The sequence below is a fragment of the Secundilactobacillus collinoides DSM 20515 = JCM 1123 genome (assembly GCF_001435975.1).
Classification (GTDB): Bacteria; Bacillota; Bacilli; order Lactobacillales; family Lactobacillaceae; genus Secundilactobacillus; species Secundilactobacillus collinoides.
The window spans coordinates 21,721-39,913 of the sequence record NZ_AYYR01000022.1; the positions used below are offsets into that span (position 1 = coordinate 21,721).

Here is an 18,193-nt window from a genome sequence, read left to right on the forward strand (position 1 = left end):
TATGATGAAAAAACAACTGCACGGTCTTGCCTTATTTAGAGTATGTTGTATCGCAATTGTCATTGTTTTTTGTATTATTAGTTTGATTAAATTACCTGAGATTCTTTTCGGGAATGTCACCGGTTGGTTACCTGTTGTTATGTTAAGTCTGTACGTTGCTATTGCAATGCCACAGGGGATGAACTATTCGCTATTGATGGAATGCTTGTTTGGCACCATATATGGCATGATTATGGGCACCGTTTTTTCAATTTTTATGCCAGGTATCGCCATTGGATTTTGGCTACTGCTTTCCTGTCGCCTTTCTGGACATTTTCCTGTTGTGATGAATGACTATGGCCTGACCATTGCTACCGTGTTTGCAATTCCAGGTGTGGCTGGACTCAACCACATGATGATGGCTGTGCCGACATTCATTGTAGGTGCCATCATTGTTACTGTGCTGACAGTAGTTATCGTCCAACATAGAACTAAGAAGGCGGTTGTCACGACGCAACATCCCGTCAGTGGTCGATAGCCGATAAATGTCGAATCGACTGTGTCGGTAAATTCACGTGAAATCGTAATTAGACTTGAAGAAATACTGTAAATTTTATTGAGATAATAATAACGCGCCCCACCTGCGTTAGCCATGCTCTAAATTTTCCAAAGTGCTAACATTAGGTAAGGAGCGCTTTTTGAGTACTCTCGATAAGGGAGGATGCTATATGAACAGACAGATTAAAAGCCCATTTATGGTTGTTTTGGGTGTTTTAGTCATAAATTTTTTAGGATTATTTTCGGAAACCGCGCTGAATATTGCGCTGCCACAGATTGGTAAAAGTTTTCAAGTTAGCTCCGGACAGACTCAGTGGCTGGTCCTTGGGTACACGATGGTGGTGGGTATCGTTTTGCCACTGACAACTCTGATTTCACGGTGGGTAAAGCCAAAAATTATTTTAGCGTTTGCTGCCATCGTGTTTATTTTGGGTTCACTTATTGCTGTGTTGGCACCAACGTTTGCCTGGTTATTTATTGGCCGGACGATTCAGGGGATTAGTACTGGACTGTTCATCCCGTTATTGTTTGCTGTCACGTTATTAGTTTATCCGGCAAATAAATTGGGGTCAGCAATGGGTATCATTGCCGTGGTCATGAATTTTGCACCGGCACTTGGACCGTCGCTTTCCGGTATCATCGTCAATTGTCTTTCATGGCGCTGGATTTTCATTATCTTTATTCCGATTGCTGTGGTTGCACTGATATTAATTCTGCTGACAGTGCCAGATGTGATTAAACAAACTAAACCAGAGGTCCATTTTTTATCGGTTTTATATTCTGTTTTAGGGTTCGGATTACTAATCACTGCCGTTGGGATGTTCAGTGACTACGGGTTCAAAAATATTGGGTTATATGCCTTATTGGCAGTCGCCATTCTTTTCGTGGTGATTTATGTTCGGCGGCAGCTTAAATTACCGGCGCCGATCTTAAATTTTAAAATCTTCCATTCAAAGAAATATGCGCTGGCAACCATTATTGCAAGCCTAAATTTTGCGATGGTGATGGCAGCAATGTACATTCTGCCACAGATGTTGCAGAGCGGGCTTCAATTTTCTGTGAGCGAGGCCGGATTGATTCTGCTACCGGCAGGGGTTGTTAACGCCTTTGTTGCGTTGATGGCCGGACGCTTATACGATTCATTTGGTGCCAAAGGACTTGTCCAAATCGGTGCCATACTTGCACTGATTGGCATTTTGCTGTTATTACGCGTGCAAGCTGGCACTTCACTATGGTATATCATCGGTGTCGATATCATCTTAATGGCTGGCTCTGGGCTTTTGCTCTCACCCGCCCAAAGTTATGGCCTGGGCGATCTGGGTGATAAGGATTCAAACGATGGCAGTACCATTATGAACACCCTGCAACAGGTTTTTGGTGCGTTATCTGTTTCGGTGGCGACAACTTTTTTGATTGTTGGCCAACACGCGAGTCAAAGCAGCAGTGGCGCTGTTAGGTACGTAGCAGGTGCGCATGTTTCCTTCCTTTGGGTGACGGTGCTACTGGTTTGCTTAACGTTTTTTGCTTTTCGGCTTGTAGATGAGAGAAGACAATAGCTCTTTTTTAAGTCAAGAAGAGCGCTCAAGCGTCACTATTGTGTCCTCTGGAAGCATCGGGTATCAGACTTATCCGCAGTAGAAATTTAAATCTAGAAATTAAAAAAACGCTAGTGAGAAATAATCACGGCGTTTCTTTTTGTTCTTATTATCGAGTTGATTCATTTTTAATCAATTTTACAGGTAAGGTAATATTTCCTTTGTCGTCAGTCTTTATCGATTCTTTATTGATCTTTTTTAAAAGCGTTTCCGCGGCTGATTTTCCAATCAAATCAGCTTGTTGATCAATGGTGGTAATTGTGGGCTGGGACATCTGGCTGAAAATACTGTTGTCATAGCCTATGATTTGTAAATCACCGGGAACGCTTAGGTGGGCCTGCTGTGCTTTGCGCATTATCTCTAATGCATACATATCATTAGCAGCAAGTACACCATCAAAATCAGAAAAATCTTTAAAAAGTTTAGGTGTTTCTTCCTTAGCGGTAACCAGTGTAAAATCACGCACAGATTGCAATTCATAAACAACTTGGCTTTGATTTAAGTAATGCAATATGCCCTCTAAACGTTCTCGAATCGGAGGCAATGAAAGTGGGCCATGTTGGATAATGATTTTTTTTGCGCCGCTTGAAACAAGTGCCATTGCAGCTAACTCACCACCGCGATAATTATCGGAGGCTATTCGGGTCAAACTGTCGTTGACGTGACCACTGTCAAACAACACGATTGGCGTCTCAGTATATGCAGATAAATCAGCTTCAAAGGCTGAAGAAATAATACCATCGATATTATTTTGAATTAGGGTATCAACTGATTCTTTATATCGAGCATCGTCGCCACCAGTGTCGAAAATCATAATCAATTGATACTTTAATGGTCGCAGTTTATTTTCAACACTTGTTACAATTTGAGAATAAAACGGGTTGTTTAAGTCAGGAATAATCAGCCCAATCAGTTTGGAACTTTTTTGATACAGCGTTCTGGCTGTCTGGTTTGGCACATAGTTAGTTTGTTTAATGATTTCTTGAATACGTTTTCGGGTTGCTTCGCCAACACGCCCAGTATTGTTGATTACGCGCGACACACTCGCAACTGAGACGCCAGCCATTTTTGCAATATCCCTAATTGTGGTCATATTGCTTCCTCCCGTTTTCTTTATTGTATCTAAATCATACCACAACGTAAATTTGGGTAACCGGTTACTTAATTAATTAATTAAAGTTGACACAGAGTTTTAAGCGTTATATATTATACACATACTAAATGAGTAACCGGTTACTCAAACCAACAGGAGGACACAATATGACGACAACAGAACAATGGCAAACATTTGAATTGATCCTTTCGGGACCTTCAACAGGTAACCCATTTACGGAAACGACGTTATTTGCAATTTTTGAAAACGCTAACAAAAAGATTAAAATTCGCGGCTTTTATGATGGAGAAGGGGTTTATAAAGTGCGCTTCATGCCTAATCGTATTGGCGAGTGGCACTATGTTACACAATCAAATGTAACCGCTTTAGATAAAACTGAGGGCGACTTTACCGTTTCTGCTGCAACCGCAGATAATCACGGCCCGGTAGTCGTTTCAAATCGGACGAGCTTTGCATATGCCGATGGTACGCCATACGCGCCAGTTGGAACAACTGCTTACGCATGGGCAGTACAGGACGAAGCCACTCAGCAACAGACGTTAAATACTTTGCGTGCAAATAACTTCAATAAAATTCGGATGACGGTGTTTCCTAAATACTATGATTACAACACTAAGGAACCGCAACAATATCCTTACGTTGGCGACATGCCGCAAAGCACACATCCTTTTACCAATGATGATTGGGCAGTTAAGCAAGAAGACATTCGATTTGATTTTTCACGATTTAATCCGCAGTATTTTCAGCATTTAGAACAAAGAATTAAAGATTTGGATGCCCTAGGCATTCAAGCAGATTTGATCCTATTTCATCCGTATGACCACTGGGGCTTTGCCAGGATGGGTAAGCACTTTAACCATCTATATTTGCAATATATCGTAGCTCGGTTAGCCAGTTTTAAAAATGTTTGGTGGTCACTTGCCAATGAATACGATTTGATGGACATCGCCGGCCAAATCCATTTGGGCGAATGGGACGATCTTTGCCAAACGGTATCCTTGGAAGACCCATCAGACCATTTATTGTCGATTCACAACTTCTATGATTTGCCGCGCCATGGGTTTACGACTAATAACTGGTACGACTATTCCAAACCGTGGATCACGCATTTGAGTATTCAAAATTTTTCAATGTATCGGAGTGCTGAATGGCAACATGGTTATCAAAAGCCAGTTATTTTTGATGAATGTCGTTACGAAGGAAACATTGAGATGGGATGGGGAGATCTTTCGGCTGAAGAAGAAGCCGATAATTTCTGGAAAGCAATGTGTCATGGCGCGTATGCCAGTCATGGTGAAACGTTAATTGATAAACCACATACGGCACGACCAATTTGGTGGGCGCACGGTGGCAAGCTCTACGGTGAAAGTTACAAACGTATTAATTACCTCGCACAATTAATTACTGACAATGGTCTGACAGATCTTAAACCAATTGGGATCCAAACGGCTAACTGGGAGCTTTATGCCGGCGCTACTCGAGATGATAACAATGTAATCGTATACTTTGGTACGAGTCAGCCAAGATTTGAAAGATTACCTTTCTTACCAGACGGGAAAAAGTACTCTGCTCAGTTGATCAACACGTGGGATATGACGAAGCAGGCTTTTAAAAATGACATTGACAGTGACACGTGGTTTGAAATGCCGCAACACAAGTATCAAGCGCTGTTGCTGACTGCAAAGGAGTAGGCTAATGACTGATACGGAACAACTTAAAACAAACAGTAATTATGTACCTCATTTTTTGGAAAAATTTGCGTTTGGAATGGGGGATTTTTGGACGAGTATTGCCTATAACGCTATGGCAACATACCTGACAATGTTTTATACCGATATTGTCGGTATTTCAGCCGGAACGGCGGCGATGATTCTACTATCTGTACGGTTTATCATTGCGGTATGGGATTTGATTGTCGGTGTTTTAGTCGATCGTACCAAGTCCAAAGAAGGCAAAGCACGGCCCTGGGTCCTCAAAGCTGGCATTTTGTTTGGCATCAGTTTCATTTTGCTGTTCACCAATCCGTTTGCTGGGTCAAATTCTCCGATGGCCGTTGTCTACGCCTTTGGGATTTACTTTGTCGTTAACTTTTTCTATTCAGCAGTTAATATTCCTTATGGATCGCTGAATTCGTTGATTACAAGCAACATTAACCAGCGCACAACATTAAATGTGTATCGGATGTTGATTGCTAACGTGGGTTCAGTTCTGCTTTCATTGATTGCAATGCCATTCATTAATCTCTTCCCGGCAAAATCACCAATGGGCTGGGGCTTGCTCTTTGGTTTTATCGGAGTTCTGATTCCTTTCGGTTACTACTTCACTTATAAGTTCACTAAAGAACGGGTCACGCCAGTCGCAGAAAATGACGATACACCCAAAGAAGTTATTAGTTTAAAGCGTCAGTTTGGGTCATTGTTTAAGAATAAATACTGGTGGATCACAACGATTTTTGGATTAGCAAACTGGATTTACCAAGGTATTGCAAATGGGATGAACGCCTACATTGCAAAATATGTGCTTAACGACTCAAACTTGATGTCCATTCTGGGTGTTGCCACAGTGCTCCCAGTTGTGATTGGGTTACCGTTTTCGGGAGCTATTATTCAAAAGGTCGGTAAACGAAACGCTGCAATTGGCGGCTTAGTCATTATCATCTTAGCCAGTCTGGTTATTTTAATTAATCCTTATAGCGAAACAGTGATTGTCACTAGTATCCTCCTCCGGGCAGTGGGACTCGTTCCCGTTTCAGCTGCTTCAAACCCAATGTTGACGGACGTGATTGATTTTGGAGAGTGGAAATACGGTTTTCGGTCTGACGGACTTGTTTTTTCGGCAAACAGCTTTGGTATGAAAATCGGGATGGGCTTGTCCAGTGCAATGGTCGCGTGGGTATTAGCGCTATCACATTACAACGGTCAGTTAGCGCATCAATCAGGTTATACACTGACGAGCATTTTAAACGCCTTTACCTGGGTACCAGTCGCTGTGTCGGTCTTCATGATTATCTTGATGATTTTCTACGATTTGGATAAAAAGAATAAGCAGATCTCACAGGATCTTGCTGCGCGTGGTGAAGGACAGGGCAATTAATTCATAGCAGGAGAATGACAATGACGATACGATTCGATTTAACATTTGTCCAAGGACTGACAGTGGCTGAAAAAGCCGAGTTGGTTAGTGGTAAGAATTTTTGGTTCACCGCTGAAAATAAGGGGCAACAGATTCCCAAATTGATGATGACTGATGGGCCATCTGGATTACGCAAGCAGGCCAGCAGTGCGGACGCGCTTGGCCTAAATCAAAGTGTGGAGGCTGTATGCTTCCCAAGTGCTGCTTTAACCGCTAGTTCGTTTAACGTGGATATGCTTTACGAATTAGGCGAAAATCTCGGTACGGCTGCTAGAGTAGAAGATGTGGATGTCTTATTGGGGCCAGGTGTGAACATGAAACGTACGCCGTTGGCCGGTCGAAATTTTGAGTATTTTTCTGAAGACCCCTACCTTGCGGGTGAATTAGGTAGTGCGTACGTGAAAGGCGTTCAGTCTCAAGGAGTTGGCGTCAGCGTAAAACATTTTGCAGCTAATAATCGTGAGAATCAGCGGTTTACGTCAAGTTCTAACGTTGATGAACGTGCACTACGTGAAATTTATTTGGCTGCATTTGAAAAAATTGTTAAGCAGGCACATCCGGCAACCTTGATGTGTTCGTATAACGCAATCAACGGTGTATTGAATTCTCAGAACTATCGCCTACTGACTCAGATTTTACGTAATGAGTGGGGATTTGAAGGACTTGTTATGTCAGATTGGGGTGCGGTTGCTGATAATATTGCTGCTTTAAAAGCCGGTTTGGATCTGGAAATGCCGGGGAATGGTAATTATTCATCGAAACGAATTGTTGAAGCGGTATCGACTGGAGATTTGGATGAAGCGCGGTTAGATACGGCTGCATTACGAGTATTGAAACTGGTTGAAACTTACCATGTTAACGCTACAGCAGTTCATGATTATGATAAGGAACAGCAACATGAATTTGCGAAACGTGCAGCCGAAGACAGTATCGTTCTTTTGAAGAATAAAGGGGCTGTTCTACCCATTAAAACTAAGGATTCCATCGCAATTATAGGTGAATTAGCAGACAAACCCAGATATCAGGGTGGTGGCAGTTCTCATGTCAACGCACATCAACTAGTATCGCCACTTGATGCAGCAAAGGCCGGAACACAAGTTGTGACTTACGCCCAAGGCTATCGACTGGCAGAAGCTAATGCGGATGATAAACTTGTCGCTGAGGCAGTAAATCTTGCTCATAATGTTGATAAAGTAATCATGTTTGCCGGCGTACCAGAGGCCATGGAATCGGAAGGTTTTGACAAGACGACCTTTGATCTGCCAGCTAATCAAACAAGTCTCATTTCAAAATTGAGCGAAGCAAATACAAATCTCATCATTGTTTTACAGAACGGTTCAGCCGTTTCAATGCCTTGGAAGAATCAAGTGGAGGCAATTGTTGAGACTTATCTTGCAGGTGAGGCTGTTGGTGAGGCCACTTGGCATATTTTGACAGGCGTTGTTAATCCATCAGGCAAATTAGCGGAGACGTTTCCCGTTAGAATTGAGGATAATCCAACCTTTGGAACATTTAATGCAAGTCCAGAGGCTGAAAATTATCATGAAGGTATTTATGTTGGATACCGTTACTATGATTTGAAACATAAACGGGTGAACTTTCCTTTTGGGTACGGATTGAGTTATACGCAATTTACCTATCATGACTTATCAGTAACGTCCGATGAAACTCAAGTACAAATGTCATTTATCATTTCAAATACTGGTGAAGTTGCTGGTAAAGAGACGGCTCAAATTTATGTCCAAAATCTAGCAAGTCGGGTTGAAGTACCTGAACAAGAGCTTAGACGATTTGTAAAGGTGGCATTGAACCCTGGCGAAAGTCGGCAAATCAAACTGTCTTTAAACCGCCGATGCTTCGCCTGGTACAATGATAATGATGCAAAGTGGCAGGTTGATAATGGCGACTACTGCATCATGGTCGGTAGTTCATCACGAGATATTCGGTTAGAAAAAGTCGTTGCGGTGCGGTTGGGCAGCCCGCTAACGAGTAAAATTGGGCCGGATACTTACTTGAGCGAAATCATCAACCGACCTGAACTACAAGAGGCACTTCAGCAATCGGGATTAAAGGACATTCTTGATCAAGTGGTTACTGGTAATAGTAGTGAAATTTTGAAGAACATGCCATTTCGTGCATCAATTATGTTTGGTGCTTCTCCAACGCAAATGAAAACATTCTTAAAATTAATTGAGGCATCTTGATTACAAGAGCGTGTAGGACGAAAGGTAATTTTGCCTCTAGTCGTTTGTCACATGTTTAGACTAGATAACAAAGTACATGCGGAATGAAACTTTTATTCCCTGTATCATCTAATCTTAGAACATTTGAATTTGCACTGAAGGCAATTTTCATTCGCTAGTCTTTATTTGCTGACGAGAGTTGGTATCGGTTCCAATCTCAGGGCTTTCTTCACGTACCTTATCGGCAGTTTGCCGGTGACAAAATTGAGAAAGTAGCTGTGTATTCCGACACCAATAAGGGGTCTAAAGTCGCTCGGTAATTGTCTGTATGAAGAGAAATATAAGTTGTTTAAAGGATACTTGATAAAGATAATAAATTTAAACCTAAATAATAAAAAACCGTATTCGGCTGATCCCGAATACGGTTTTGTTGTTTTTAAAAAGTGTTTACCGACCAGTAACCACCGATCCGCCAACCAAAGCCTTATCATCCTTAGGTGTAAATTCACCTTCAGATTTGGCAATGACAACGGCAGATAGTCCGTTACCAGCAATGTTAACAGCGGCCCGAGCCATATCAACGATCCGGTCGATCCCGGCGATGAAGGCCAAGCCTGAAGCTGGAACACCAATTGTTGACATGGTGGCCAACAGAACGACGAAGCAGGCACCTGAGACACCGGCAGTCCCCTTAGACGTCAGCATCAACACAAGAACCAACGTGATTTGTTGGGTGATGGAAAGGTTGATGTTGTATGCCTGGGCTAAGAATAGGGCGGCCAATGATTCGTATAAAGCAGCGCCATCCAAGTTAAATGAGTACCCAGTTGGGATTACCAGTGAAACGATGGACTTGCTTGCACCGTAATCGGTAAGACGTTCCATCAGTTGCGGCATAACGGCTTCTGAACTTGCGGTCGAGAAGGTCAAAATGATTTCGTTCTTGATGTAGTTTAACAGGTGGAATAAGTTGACCTTGAAGATCCGGGCGGTGATGCCCAGAACACCAACGATAAAGATGATGAACCCGAGGTAACAGAGACCGACGAAGTACCCCAGTGGCAGCAACGCCGATATTCCCATTTGCGCGATGGTGGCACCAATTAAGGCACAAACACCAATTGGCGCTAATTTCATGATCCAGTTGGTGACTTTGAACATCACTTGTGACATGGCGTTTAAGAAGTCGATAATGATCTGACCCTTTTCACCAAGACTGGCAGTTCCTAAACCAAAGAGGATACAGAAGAGAATGATTGGCATCATATCACCGGCACTAAGTGAGGCGAAAATGTTAGTTGGGACGATACTCATAATCGTTCCCCAAACCCCACCATCCGAGTTATAGGTTTTAGCACTCTTCAAGTATGAACTAATGTCGCCAGCGGTCAAAGACTTGATGTCAACGAAGGTTCCGGGATGGAAGACGTTGGCGATGATCAAGCCTAAGATAATGGCAATGGTGGTAATGACTTCGAAGTAGATCAGGGTCTTAATACCGACCCGGCCAAGCTTTTTAATGTTTCCCATGCTGGCAATTCCGACTGTTAGACATGAAATAACGATTGGAATCATGATCATTTGAATTAAATCGATGAACATTGTCCCGATATTGTTCATGGCGGTAATGGCGGTGGTGTTCTTATAGAAAACCATCCCCATGCCGATGCCCAAGACCAGGCCAATCATAATTTGCCAGCTCAGCGAAATTCTAAATCGCTTGCTTTTTTTTGCTTCCATAGATAAGCTCCTTAATTTGAATACCTTTGATTAAAAAATGGTGATAGAAATAGACTAATTAAATTCCACTTCAATTAAACTAGGCTGGGGAGCTTAAAGCAAGCTTAAGTTAACGATAAAATCGATGGGGTGATAGCTGAAATATCGATTCTCCTGCCAATGGTAAATGACAAATGAAACGCTAATTGGAACCGCTTTTTTACTTTAAAATGTCAACAAATGTCGCTGACTGTGATAGATAAATACTATCAATCAAATTAGTAATAATGTCAAAGATTTTGCCGGTTCTCCCACATTGCACAAAAAAGGGTCGTCCATTCCTGAACGACCCGTAAAACACGATTAATATCTATAGTTATAGCGCAGTATACCCGCCATCAACGCTCACAACGGCACCAGTCACAAACGATGCTTTCACGCTAGACAGGAAGACGATCACGTTTGCAATCTCCTCGGGTTCAGCTAACCGGCCGATCGGCATCTTGCCGACCATGGCATCGGTGGTTTCTTTGGGCAGCGTCTTCAACAGCGGGGTGTTGACGTAACCAGGGGCAACGGCGTTAAAACGAATTCCACGAGTGGCGTAGGTGACCGCCTGTGACTTCGTATAGTTGGCCACTCCTGCTTTAGCAGCTGAATAGGCCTGCGACTTTGGACCGCCGACAACGCCTAAAATGGAGGACATATTCACGACACTGCCGCCAGAATCTTGTTTGGCCATTTGCTGAACAACGTATTTGTTTGTCAAAACGACACCCGTCAGGTCAATATCGATGACCTTTTGCCAGTTGGCTTCATTTAGGTCAGCCACGTCAGCCTTTTCTTCAGCGACGCCAGCGTTTGCAACTAAAGCGTCAATGTGGCCATACTTAGCCACAACTGTATCAACCATATGCTTCAATGAAGCCGGGTCAGTGACATCCGTTTTCACAAAATCAATCTGCTCATCTTCGGGGGAGTTGACGTCTGCGGACACGGCAACCGCGCCTTCAGCAATGAAGGCCCAGGCAGTTGCCAGGCCGATACCCGATGACCCACCAGTGATAACAGCAACTTTACTAGTTAATGCGCTCATCATGATCACTCCTTTGTTAGTCTGCTTACAATTTTAGCTTAGCACCGATATGACGCGATTGTAAACGCTTAATTATTAAAGTCGATAAAAACGCATCGTTCCTAAAGTTGGAACGGTGCGTGTCATTAATCTTTTTAAAATGGCTTGTGCATATACAGAATCACTAGTCAGTTCAATTCATTGGTCAGTGAATGCAGTTTCTGCCAAATAAAACAACCGCACCAGACTACGCCTAACAAGAAAACTAAACCGAATCCGAGCCAGTTGATCTGCAGCACTTCAATGAAATGCCAAACACCATTTTTAAACTTGAACGCTTGCGCAATCAGTTTCAGCAATTCAAAACTACCAATGAAAAGGGCGATGATCACGGAAATCAAAGTGACTGTGATGTTATAATATCGTTTTCGCAACGGCGTCCCAAACGCCCAACGATACGCGCTGGACATCATGACGGAGTCGGTAGTATCCATTAAATTCATTCCTGCCGTAAAAAGGATAGGAAACGCAATCAATGTTAATGAAGAAAGGTGTTGTTGTGTTGACTGGGCAGTCATTGCAAGCAGTGAAATCTCACTGGCTGTATCGAATCCCAAACCAAAGAGCAGCCCTACTGGATAAAGTTGCCATTCACGAGTGATAAGGGCAAACCGTGATTTAAAAAGTGAGAACATCGGTCCCCAAACTGAGTGGTTGTCAGTCGGCTGATGAATGAGTTTGAACAACATTATGCCGTTGATACCTGCAATAAGCAGTAAAAATGTCCCCGAAATACCGGTGCCCAAAACGCTGCCAAAAGACTGGAAATTTGAGAGATGCTGATTTAACCAACTGACGGAGAAGATGACGAGGGTTGCCATCACAAAAACGATTGTTGAATGTCCTAACGAAAAGTAGAACCCAACGGCCTTTGCTCGTCGATGTTCCTGTGTTAATTTGCGGACAGTGTTATCGATAGCGCTAATGTGGTCAGCATCAAAAGCGTGTCGCAACCCCAGGGTATAAGCTAATAGTCCCGTTCCAAGTAGTGTCGTTGAGTGGGTGAACACTATGAGGCTTAATCCAAGGAGATGCAGGCCTACAATAACAAGGTAGTACCCAAACACGGATTGTTTACGAATCAAGACGTCACTTCCTTAAAGTGCAAGGGTATGTTTGACCTGTTCAAGGTCGATTTCATTGCGCAGGCCCTCTAATGTAATATTGCCGTTTTCTAATAGGTAACAATAATCAGAAATCTGCATCACGAATTCGAGGTACTGCTCAACAATTAAGATGGCCATTTTAGATTTGAGTTCGGTGATGACCTCACCTATTTCTTGAATGACAGAGGGCTGAATACCCTCTGTCGGTTCATCAAGAATCAAGACTTTTGGATCAGTTACTAATGCACGGGCGATGGCTAATTGTTGTTGTTGCCCACCAGATAGATCACCGCCTTTGCGGTCAAGAAACTGCTTTAGGATTGGGAACAATGTAAATAGATAATCCGGCACCTGTTGACTGTTTTCATTGGCTTCCAGTCCAATTCTAAGATTATCGCGCACGGTCATATTTGGGAAAATTTCTCGACCCTGCGGAACGTAACCGATACCGGATTGGGCTCGCCTATAGGTCGGCATTTTTGAGAGATCGGTTTCATCTAACCTCAGTGTATCAGCAGATGATTTTATTAAGCCCATGATACCACGCAGCGTAGTCGTTTTCCCAGCACCGTTTCGGCCAATCAAACAGGTAACTTGACCCTGATTAGCGATGAGATTCAGGTTGTTAACAACCGTGCCTTCACCATAACCAGCTGACAAATCTTCAATCGTTAACATTATTCTTCACTTCTTCCTAGATAGACGCTGATGACTTCTGGGTTGCTTTGCACTTTTTGAAATGAACCTTCATCAATAATACGGCCTTCGTGAAAAACAGTAACCGAATCCGACACATGTTCGCAAAAGGCCATATCATGTTCGACACAGATAACAGCACAACGCTGCTTGAGCTGGTGCAATAAGACCTCGGTTTTATCAGTTTCTTTTCGGCCCATGCCTGCACAGGGTTCGTCTAATAAAATGAGCTTTGGCCGCGACACCATCAGCAGACCGATTTCCAACCACTGTTTTTGCCCATGTGAGAGAACAAAGGGGAGTTCGTTTCGCACGTCCTGGAGACCGATAAAATCAAGTATTTCATCAATGGTGTCACGCTGTTCTCCCGACAACTTCGCATAAAGCGCATTAAAAACCGATCGATTTCGCGTGACGGCAAGTACGAGGTTGTCGTAGATGGTTAGTCCTGGGAAAAGACTAGGTGTTTGGAATTTTCTGGAAACACCATCCCGAAATATTTTGTAGTCCACAAGTTTGTCTAACCGGTAATGGTGCTGATCAGGATTAAAGGTGATGCTGCCGCTTGATATTTTATTTTTACCACAAATTGCATCAAGGATTGTGGTTTTACCGGCTCCATTCGGACCGATGAAGAACCGTATTTCGTTTGGTTGAACAGTTGTTGAAACATCGCTAATGGCGTGAAAGCCGTCAAATGTAATACTGACATGACTAATTTCAAGAAGCGGCTTATTTTTCAATGTCTTTGGAGAAGTTTTGGCTTGGTTTGGCGATAGTGTTTGGCTCATTCGAAACGACCTCCTGACTGCTGGTATCTGATGCGGATCCTAATTGACGCAACGTTTTTCTGGTGCGCAAGTAATGCGGTAGATCCTTCAAACCGCTAAACCCGCTTGGAAACAATAAAATCACTAAGATGAACAATCCACCGATAAAGTAGTACCACAATGATGGAAAATAGTTGCTGATGATCGTTTTAAATTCATTCACGACCAAGGCACCAATAACTGGACCAAGCAGCGTTGCCCGACCGCCTATCGCTACCCAAATAATCATTTCAATTGAAAACATGACATTGACGTCTGTTGGTGTGATGATGCCGACCTGGCAAACGTACAGAGCACCAGCAATACCGGATAGTGCAGCGGCAAACGCATAGATGAATATTTTGTAGATTGACGTATTATATCCCGTGAACCGCAACCGATTTTCGCTATCCCGAATTGCAACTAAGATCCGTCCTATTTTATGGTTAATCATTTGGTAAGAAATGACATAGGCGAGAGTTAACACGATAAGTGCAACGTAGAACAGTGTGAGTTTACCGGCTGGTTGATACAGGTCAACGCCCATGAAATTCTTAAACCCAGTCAGACCGTTTGACCCACCGGTGTATGACTGGCTGCCAACTAGGATGACGGAAAAAATTACTGCCAGTGCTTCAGACAGAATTGAGAAATAGACGCCGCGGATACGATTGATGAACGTCAGGGCACCAATCACGATGGACACGACTACTGGCACCAGAACAACAAGCAGCAGTGCAATAATGGGATTTTTGAATGGTAGCCAAATCAGGGGGAGTGATTTTAGATTGCTCCCAGCTGCCGTCATAAAATCTGGAAGTGATGCACCACTGGCATGTAATTTAAGATACATCGCCATACAGTATGCCCCTAACCCAAAGTAGACACCCTAGCCAAGACTGAGGATCCCGGTGTAGCCCCACAACAGGTCCAACGCGATAGCGACTAACGCAAAGGACATAAATTTTGTAAACAAACCGACTTGAAATAACGAGAATGCGAACGGGAAAATGGCCAGAAACGCGAATAAAATGATGGCGCCTCGTTTTGAAAATTTTTTATCAATCATAGAAAGCCTCGTTTCATACTGCTGAACAATTTTGAATTAGTCATTCAACTTACGTGATTTTGAACTAAACATTCCCTTTGGTTTGAACTGCAAAACTACGATAACCAAGATGAGGATAAGCGCTTGCCCAATTGTTGGGTTCGTTAAAAATTCGAGCGACGTATCGCCAACGCCCATAAAGGCGGAGCCAAATAGTGTCCCGAGTAAGGTCCCAGCACCACCAACGACCACTGTGATAAAGGCATTAACAATATAATCTTGACCAATGCTTGGATCAATTGACCCGATCCAAGTAATCGTGCAGCCGGCTAAGCCAGCCAAACCAGTACCGAGTGCGAAAGTCATTGAATCGATTCTTTTCGTATTAATACCCATTGAAGCCGCCATTTTCCGGTTTTGCATTGTCGCCGTAATATTGCGCCCAAACCGCGTTTTGAATAGCATGTAAGCTACGGCAGAAATGGCTGCGAGTGCAATGATTAGAATAACAACGCGGTCAGTTGCAAAGGAAACGGTTTTCGTTACTTGGATACTGCCCTGCAAGTATTTTGGCGTGGTGACGCTCACGTCCGGGGCACCGAAGATGTTTTGTGCCAGCTGTTGTAATACAAGACTGATACCCCACGTCACTAAAAGACTGTCTTCCGGCCGGTCGTAAAGGAAACGAATAATCGTGCGTTCCATGAGGTAACCCAACAACGCGGCGACAACAAATGATGCAATCAATGCAACAAATACATAACTGCTAAAAAAATGAGGCAAGTAAGTTTGAAATAAATTTTGAATGACATAGGTGGTGTACGCGCCAATCATGATAAATTCGCCGTGGGCCATATTGATGATGCCCATCAAGCCAAACGTGATGGTTAATCCAATTGCAGCCAGCATTAAAATAGATGCCACACTCACACCGTTAAATAGTTGCATAATGATTGTTCCCATATGGTTTCCTCCTTATTTAGCAAGACCCTTGGCCCAAGCGTATCCTTTCAGATATGGATCTGGTTTGACTTGTTTCTTCGATTTCCAAACTGTGTTGATACTGCCATCACTGGCAATTTTCCCAATCCGGACAGTTTTATACAGATGCTGATTCTTACCATCAATAGTGACCTTACCTTCGGGCGCATTGTATGACAGACCGGCTGCAGCCTTTTTGACTTTGTCAACATCAGTTGTGCCGGCTTTCTCAACAGCTTTTGCCCAGAGATGAACGGCATCATAGCCAGCTTCGATTGGATCATCTGTGACGCTGCTCTGACCATAGGCTGCCTTAAAGGCCTTGATAAAGGCTTTGTTCTGCTTGTTTTTCTGGGTGCCATAATAGTTCCATGACGTGTATTCACCTGTTGTGTATGCACTCCCGATACCCTTGACTTCCTGTTCCGCAACTGAGGCTGAGATTACGGGGATATCTTTAGATGAAATACCGGCTTCTTCCAATTGTTTGAAGAACGCATCGTTTGACCCGCCGTTCAGTGTGTTCACTATGAAATCTGGTTTGGCTTTTTTGATTTCGGTGACGATGGTGGAAAAATCGGTACTGCCCATCGAGACATATTTTTCACCAACCACTGTCATACCCAAATGTTTGGCCTGTCGGTCGATGATTGCGTTGGCCGTTCTGGGAAAGACGTAATCGGAGCCGACCAAGAACACCTTGTTGCCAAACTTCTTATGCATATAATTGACGGCTGGGACAATTTGTTGGTTAGGCGCCGCGCCCATGTACATAATGTTTGGCGACGATTCCATACCTTCATATTGCAGCGGATACCACAGCAAGTTATTTGAGTTTTCAAAAATGGGTAATACTGCTTTACGACTTGCGGATGTCCAACACCCGAAGACGGTAGCCACGTGATATTCATTCACGAGTTGGTCAGCTTTTTCAGCAAACGTGGCGTTGTCAGAAGCACCATCCTCAATGACCGGAACGATTTTTTTGCCCAATACACCACCCTTTTTGTTGATCTGCTTGATAGCCAGAAGTTCAGCTTTTTCGACCGGAATTTCACTGTTAGCCATGGTACCGCTTAACGAATGCAAGATACCAACTTTGATTGTCTTGCCACTGCTAGCCGTGGCGGTACTCTGCGGGTGTAACACTTCCGAAACGGCATTGCTGCAACCCGATAGCAGCCCTAAAGATAAAACAACGAGCGAATTTAATAAAATTTTGTACCTTTTCCTCACATACACCACTTCCAAAGTATGATATTTTAATCTGATTTTAATAATACTTGTCACCTTTTATAACATAGCTGCCGATATTTTTCCAGTAAATTCCGAAAATTATTAAACTTACCTCACATTAAGCTTCGGATATTTCCTATAAAACGGTTAAATAATCCTTACTCATGTCAAAATATTAACGAAACACAACTTGAAATTGACCATGTGATGTTATATAACTTAAATATCACATTATTAAAAATGAATTAGAGAAGGTGACAAATTTGCCAATGAATCTTACCACTAAAGAAATCGAAAAATTAACGGTGGTCGTAGCAAGTGACCTCGCGCACCGCAGACGAGATCGAGGATTAAAACTGAATTACCCAGAATCAATTGCGTACATTACGTATGAAGTTCTTGAAAAGATCCGGGATGGCAAATCCGTTGCTGAGGTGATGCAGTTTGGTACGGAAATTTTAACGGTAAACGACGTGATGGACGGTGTCGCAGACATGATACCTGTGATCCAAGTCGAAGGGACATTTGTGGATGGCACAAAATTGGTGACGATTCACAACCCAATCCACTAGGAGGAACAATATATGAAGATTGGTGAAGTATTGCCCGCATCAGGGGATATCGAACTGAATAAGGGCAGAAAAACGATTCAACTGGCCGTAGTTAATACGGGCGATCGTCCCGTCCAAATCGGTTCCCACTACCATTTTTACGAGGTGAACGCAGCACTCAAGTTTGATCGGCAAAAGGCGTTTGGGTATCACCTAAACGTCCCGGCTGGCATGGCCGTCCGGTTCGAGCCGCAAGACGAAAAGACAGTCGAACTCGTTGCTATTAGCGGCAAGCGTGAAGTGTACGGCATGAATGGGAAAACTAACGGAAAGCTGGATAAGTGAGGCTTA

Annotated in this window: 16 protein-coding genes and 1 pseudogene; 7 read left to right on the plus strand and 10 right to left on the minus strand. The window is 43.2% G+C overall.

What is annotated here, in order from left to right; translation table 11 throughout:
* Nucleotides 1-4: 4 nt before the first annotated feature.
* Together FC82_RS05000 and FC82_RS05005 are read left to right on the plus strand one after the other, a co-directional pair.
* On the plus strand, nucleotides 5-517 hold the full coding sequence (locus FC82_RS05000; RefSeq protein WP_056996379.1) for a hypothetical protein: 513 nt from the start codon (nucleotides 5-7) through the stop codon (nucleotides 515-517).
* Nucleotides 518-707: 190 nt separating this feature from the next.
* Nucleotides 708-2,093 (plus strand): MFS transporter, encoded by a 1,386-nt coding sequence (locus FC82_RS05005; RefSeq protein ID WP_056996380.1) that lies wholly within the window; start codon nucleotides 708-710, stop codon nucleotides 2,091-2,093.
* 148 nt (nucleotides 2,094-2,241) lie between these two features.
* Here FC82_RS05005 and FC82_RS05010 read toward each other — a convergent pair whose 3' ends face one another.
* The gene (locus FC82_RS05010; protein WP_056996381.1) at nucleotides 2,242-3,225 is read right to left on the minus strand and encodes a LacI family DNA-binding transcriptional regulator; all 984 of its coding nucleotides are present in this window, start codon (nucleotides 3,223-3,225) and stop codon (nucleotides 2,242-2,244) included.
* A 167-nt stretch (nucleotides 3,226-3,392) separates the two neighbouring features.
* Between FC82_RS05010 and FC82_RS05015 the strand changes: the two genes are divergently transcribed.
* From FC82_RS05015 to FC82_RS05025, 3 genes are read left to right on the plus strand one after another with little or no spacing between them, the layout of a single operon-like run.
* Complete coding sequence (locus tag FC82_RS05015; RefSeq protein ID WP_056996382.1) at nucleotides 3,393-4,937, plus strand: DUF5060 domain-containing protein; 1,545 nt, start codon at nucleotides 3,393-3,395, stop codon at nucleotides 4,935-4,937.
* 4 nt (nucleotides 4,938-4,941) lie between these two features.
* The gene (locus FC82_RS05020; RefSeq protein ID WP_056996383.1) at nucleotides 4,942-6,339 is read left to right on the plus strand and encodes an MFS transporter; all 1,398 of its coding nucleotides are present in this window, start codon (nucleotides 4,942-4,944) and stop codon (nucleotides 6,337-6,339) included.
* 20 nt (nucleotides 6,340-6,359) lie between these two features.
* Nucleotides 6,360-8,582: a glycoside hydrolase family 3 C-terminal domain-containing protein gene (locus tag FC82_RS05025; RefSeq protein ID WP_056996384.1), complete on the plus strand. Its 2,223-nt coding sequence runs from the start codon at nucleotides 6,360-6,362 to the stop codon at nucleotides 8,580-8,582.
* 426 nt (nucleotides 8,583-9,008) lie between these two features.
* On the opposite strand, the gene FC82_RS05030 is transcribed toward FC82_RS05025, so the two are convergent.
* The 9 genes and pseudogenes from FC82_RS05030 to urtA all read right to left on the minus strand — a co-directional run bounded on the left by FC82_RS05030 (nucleotide 9,009) and on the right by urtA (nucleotide 17,291).
* Nucleotides 9,009-10,301, minus strand: a complete 1,293-nt coding sequence (locus FC82_RS05030; protein ID WP_054759472.1) for a cation:dicarboxylate symporter family transporter — start codon at nucleotides 10,299-10,301, stop codon at nucleotides 9,009-9,011.
* Between the two features lie 355 nt (nucleotides 10,302-10,656).
* Nucleotides 10,657-11,376 carry an SDR family NAD(P)-dependent oxidoreductase gene (locus tag FC82_RS05035; RefSeq protein ID WP_054759474.1) on the minus strand — a complete coding sequence of 240 codons (720 nt, stop codon included), beginning with the start codon at nucleotides 11,374-11,376 and terminating at the stop codon, nucleotides 10,657-10,659.
* Nucleotides 11,377-11,543: 167 nt separating this feature from the next.
* On the minus strand, nucleotides 11,544-12,500 hold the full coding sequence (locus tag FC82_RS05040) for a HoxN/HupN/NixA family nickel/cobalt transporter (protein ID WP_054759476.1): 957 nt from the start codon (nucleotides 12,498-12,500) through the stop codon (nucleotides 11,544-11,546).
* A gap of 12 nt (nucleotides 12,501-12,512) precedes the next feature.
* The gene (gene urtE / locus FC82_RS05045; RefSeq protein WP_054759478.1) at nucleotides 12,513-13,199 is read right to left on the minus strand and encodes an urea ABC transporter ATP-binding subunit UrtE; all 687 of its coding nucleotides are present in this window, start codon (nucleotides 13,197-13,199) and stop codon (nucleotides 12,513-12,515) included.
* Nucleotides 13,199-14,008 (minus strand): ABC transporter ATP-binding protein, encoded by an 810-nt coding sequence (locus FC82_RS05050; protein WP_082620205.1) that lies wholly within the window; start codon nucleotides 14,006-14,008, stop codon nucleotides 13,199-13,201. The genes urtE and FC82_RS05050 overlap by 1 nt, the downstream gene beginning before the upstream one ends.
* Nucleotides 13,950-14,903, minus strand: a pseudogene (gene urtC / locus FC82_RS05055) (urea ABC transporter permease subunit UrtC); the annotation flags it as partial. The gene FC82_RS05050 and the pseudogene urtC, both read right to left, overlap by 59 nt.
* A gap of 12 nt (nucleotides 14,904-14,915) precedes the next feature.
* A complete protein-coding gene (locus tag FC82_RS16700) occupies nucleotides 14,916-15,095 on the minus strand; it encodes a hypothetical protein (RefSeq protein ID WP_065101527.1) in 180 nt (59 codons plus the stop codon).
* A gap of 36 nt (nucleotides 15,096-15,131) precedes the next feature.
* On the minus strand, nucleotides 15,132-16,037 hold the full coding sequence (urtB, locus tag FC82_RS05060) for an urea ABC transporter permease subunit UrtB (RefSeq protein ID WP_054759480.1): 906 nt from the start codon (nucleotides 16,035-16,037) through the stop codon (nucleotides 15,132-15,134).
* A 12-nt stretch (nucleotides 16,038-16,049) separates the two neighbouring features.
* Nucleotides 16,050-17,291 carry an urea ABC transporter substrate-binding protein gene (gene urtA, locus FC82_RS05065; RefSeq protein ID WP_056996385.1) on the minus strand — a complete coding sequence of 414 codons (1,242 nt, stop codon included), beginning with the start codon at nucleotides 17,289-17,291 and terminating at the stop codon, nucleotides 16,050-16,052.
* Nucleotides 17,292-17,560: 269 nt separating this feature from the next.
* Here urtA and FC82_RS05070 point away from each other — a divergent pair, with 269 nt between their 5' ends.
* Nucleotides 17,561-17,863, plus strand: coding sequence for an urease subunit gamma (locus FC82_RS05070; protein WP_056996396.1), 303 nt, complete (start codon nucleotides 17,561-17,563; stop codon nucleotides 17,861-17,863).
* A 12-nt stretch (nucleotides 17,864-17,875) separates the two neighbouring features.
* On the plus strand, nucleotides 17,876-18,187 hold the full coding sequence (locus FC82_RS05075) for an urease subunit beta (protein ID WP_054759482.1): 312 nt from the start codon (nucleotides 17,876-17,878) through the stop codon (nucleotides 18,185-18,187).
* The last annotated feature ends 6 nt before the right edge of the window (nucleotides 18,188-18,193 follow it).